This window comes from Roseovarius sp. D22-M7 (assembly GCF_037083785.1).
Taxonomy (GTDB): Bacteria; Pseudomonadota; Alphaproteobacteria; order Rhodobacterales; family Rhodobacteraceae; genus Roseovarius.
On the sequence record NZ_JBAPKY010000132.1, the window covers coordinates 1 to 3047 of the forward strand.

Here is a 3047-nt window from a genome sequence, read left to right on the forward strand (position 1 = left end):
TCTCGTCGCCGCGCAAGCCCGCCAGCACGATCCCGATCTTCTCTTCGGCCGAGTACTGTTCGCGGGTCTTGCGCGTGATCCCCTTGACCAGCTTGCCCGCCGCGTCCTCCGATGGTCCGGATGTCGCCTGCGCGGTCCTCCGGTTCTTGTTCACCTTCGCTCCCTGATGGCCGCGATGACCCGGAAACCCTCCGTCACGAAAACATCAAATCCCTCCTGCACGCCCTGACGTCAGACACATCTCGCCGCACTACTACTATCCGCACGACCACCGGTGGCAGTTCGAGGGAACCCTCGAGAAGACCATGCACGCCATCGGCATGTTCGATCGCCCCGGCTCTCTGACCCTCGAAGGCTTCGAAGGCTCCGGCGCCGACTGGATGCCGCAGTACAAGAAGTACATCGAGGACGGCGAGACCATAGTCTGCTCGCCCCACAAGGTCTACAGCCCGGCGCAGAACGACCTGAACCTGCAGTTGCGCAAGCGCGGGATCGACAAGGTGATCCTGGCGGGTATGTCGGCCAACCTCTGTACGCAGGCGCATCTCTACGAGCTGCTCGAGCTCGGCTTCGAGGTCGCCGTGGTGCGCGATGCCACGGCGGGCGCGAAGGTGCCCGAAGGCGACGGCTACCTCGCCGCCCTCATCAACTTCCGCATGGTCGCCAACGGCGTCTGGTGGACCGACGACGCCGTCGAGCGCATCGCGCGCTCGGCCTGAACCCACCACCGACGACCCCAACCCCTGAAAGGAACAGACCCATGAAAACCATTCTCCGCCTTTCCGCCGTGGCCCTGACGGCGACGCTCGCCCTCGCGTCGGCCGCGATGGCCGCAGACGAATACAACGTCGCGAACGGCCTCACCCTCACCGGCAACCCGCTCGGCATGCACGGCGTCGATCCGGTGTCGATGTTCGACAGCGAGGCGCCGCGGATCGGCGATGCCGTCTACACCTCCGAGCACGAGGGCGTGGACTACTACTTCGCCAGTGAAGAGGCCCAGCAGAAGTTCGACGCCGATCCCCGTGCCTACCTGCCCCAGTTCGGTGGCTTCTGCGCCTTCGGCGTCTACGTCGGAAAGAAGCTTGATGGGGACGTCCGGTTTGCGGACATCGTCGACGGCAAGCTGTACCTCTTCGTCAACGCCGCAATCTTTGAAAAGTACCAGGCGAACAACGCGGAAGTCATCCGCGTCGCCTACGAGACGTGGCCGGAAATCGTATCGACCCCCGTCGGCGATCTCTGAGCAAAGGTCCGACCGACCCCTCCCGGGTCCCAATCATCGGGACCCGGGAATTCCGTTGCGCCCAAACGTACCACGGAAGTTGTGACATCGCGCTTGCCCTGCACCTTGTCATCCGCCCGTCCGTGAGAGCCCACAGCGCAGGTGCAGACGGCTGTGCCGTCGATTGGCAGGACCGGCCAAGCCGATGGCCGGGACGGCCGAGATCGGGCCGCGGCGCCGACGCTATCGTCCGAACATCATCCAAGCCAATGAGAAACACCATGCAACCGAACTCCATTCTCGTGATCGGCGCCACTGAAGAACCGGCGGCCGTGTCGACAACGCCCTTGGGTATGCCGAGAGCAACGCTCGCTTCCAGGAATCCAGCGACGGCCAAACCGTCGTCTGAATGTCCAAACAGCCATTCCTGAAACCAGAAAGAAGGACCACTGACATGACACGTATCCTCAGAGTCGACGCCAGCGCCCGCGCCGGGCGATCCCTGTCGCGCAAACTCGGCGACCGGTTCATCGACGAATGGACCGCGCGCGAAGGCACCGTTAATTGGCGATGCCCGCGGGCAGCCCCTAAGGGGCAAGCAACACGCGGATGTTTTCGCGACTAATTCAAAAGCATTGGCGATGCTCAGTCGGACAGGCACAGCTTGTTGCCGTCAAGGTCTCTCACATAGGCCGAGAATTTCGGCCCACGCTGACTGGGCGTGCCTTCGCAGGTGCCGCCAAGCTCAAGCGCCAAGGCGTGAAGCCTTACAACGTCCTCCTCGGTGCCGACCGAAAAGCCGACCATGGCGCCATTTCCATTACTCGCCGGCTTTTCGTCGAAGGGTATCGCCACGGCGAAGGCAAAATCCTCACCGAGCCAGTAGGTCATGCGGTCCGAGGGCGACATGGTCTGGAGCCCCGCGCCTTCGAAAAGAGCGTCGTAGAAGGCCCTGGAGGCGCGCATGTCGTTCGTTCCGACGACGAAGTAGTTCATTCTCATGGTGGTTTCTCCGATTGAATTGGTGGGTCTGATGCTGACCATACTGCGCACCTCTTACATCACGACGACATTGCCGCGCTTGTGCCCGGCTTCGACATAGGCGTGCGCCTCGACGAGGTCGGACAGCGGGTAGATCCGGTCCATGACCGGCGAGAGGCGGCCCTGGTCGATCCGGGTCAGGATCTCGGACAGCATGGCCCGCAGGCGCTGCGGCTTTTCCAAGCCCGCGGCCGCGAACAGGGCCCGTTTCCGGCCCACAAGGCTCGAGAGCAGGATTGCGGGCAGCCGCCCCATCGTCAGGACCGGGCAGAGGTAGCGCCCCGCTTCGGCAAGCGCGGGCTTGGCGGCCGAGAAGGAGGCGACGCCCACCGTGTCAAAGATCACGTCATAGCCGGCCCCGGGCCGCAGGGCGTCCTCGGAGGTGTAATCGATCACGCGGGTGGCGCCGAGCGACGCGACAAGATCGGCGTTGCGCGCGCTGCAGGTCGCACTCACATCCGCGCCCATGGCGGCGGCGATCTGCACCGCGGCGCTGCCGAGGCTGCCGGACCCGCCCAGGACCAACACGCGGTCGCCGCTTTGGACTTGGCCGAGGTTGCGCAGGAAATGCCAGGACGTCAGCACACCGTCGCACAGAACCGCCGCATCCGCGTGCGACAGCGACTCCGGCTTCGGCATCAGAACCCCGTCCTCGTCGAGGCAGATATTGCTGGCGTTGGCCCCGAAGTGCGCGTTCCGGGGACATCCGATCACCGGTTCCGATAACATCCGATCAGTGATTCCGATTTAATCCGATCACCTGTTCCGGGGCATCCGATCA

4 protein-coding genes are annotated in these 3047 nt (G+C 63.9%); 2 read left to right on the top strand and 2 right to left on the bottom strand.

Going from position 1 to position 3047, the window contains the following annotated elements; translation table 11 throughout:
• The first annotated feature begins 305 nt into the window (after positions 1 to 305).
• Together V8324_RS21450 and V8324_RS21455 are read left to right on the top strand one after the other, a co-directional pair.
• Positions 306 to 719 carry an isochorismatase family protein gene (locus V8324_RS21450; RefSeq protein ID WP_336421924.1) on the top strand — a complete coding sequence of 138 codons (414 nt, stop codon included), beginning with the start codon at positions 306 to 308 and terminating at the stop codon, positions 717 to 719.
• Between the two features lie 41 nt (positions 720 to 760).
• Positions 761 to 1246 carry a YHS domain-containing (seleno)protein gene (locus V8324_RS21455; protein ID WP_336421925.1) on the top strand — a complete coding sequence of 162 codons (486 nt, stop codon included), beginning with the start codon at positions 761 to 763 and terminating at the stop codon, positions 1244 to 1246.
• 624 nt (positions 1247 to 1870) lie between these two features.
• On the opposite strand, the gene V8324_RS21460 is transcribed toward V8324_RS21455, so the two are convergent.
• Positions 1871 to 2227 (bottom strand): VOC family protein, encoded by a 357-nt coding sequence (locus V8324_RS21460; RefSeq protein ID WP_336421926.1) that lies wholly within the window; start codon positions 2225 to 2227, stop codon positions 1871 to 1873.
• A 54-nt stretch (positions 2228 to 2281) separates the two neighbouring features.
• Complete coding sequence (locus tag V8324_RS21465) at positions 2282 to 2905, bottom strand: NAD(P)-dependent alcohol dehydrogenase (protein ID WP_336421927.1); 624 nt, start codon at positions 2903 to 2905, stop codon at positions 2282 to 2284.
• Positions 2906 to 3047 lie beyond the last annotated feature (142 nt).

Excerpts from the sequence above, each read along its gene's own strand:
- V8324_RS21450 (WP_336421924.1), top strand. The coding sequence starts at position 306 with ATGCACGCCATCGGCATGTTCGATCGCCCCGGCTCTCTGACCCTCGAA.
- V8324_RS21455 (WP_336421925.1), top strand. The coding sequence starts at position 761 with ATGAAAACCATTCTCCGCCTTTCCGCCGTGGCCCTGACGGCGACGCTC.
- V8324_RS21460 (WP_336421926.1), bottom strand. The coding sequence starts at position 2,227 with ATGAGAATGAACTACTTCGTCGTCGGAACGAACGACATGCGCGCCTCC.
- V8324_RS21465 (WP_336421927.1), bottom strand. The coding sequence starts at position 2,905 with ATGCCGAAGCCGGAGTCGCTGTCGCACGCGGATGCGGCGGTTCTGTGC.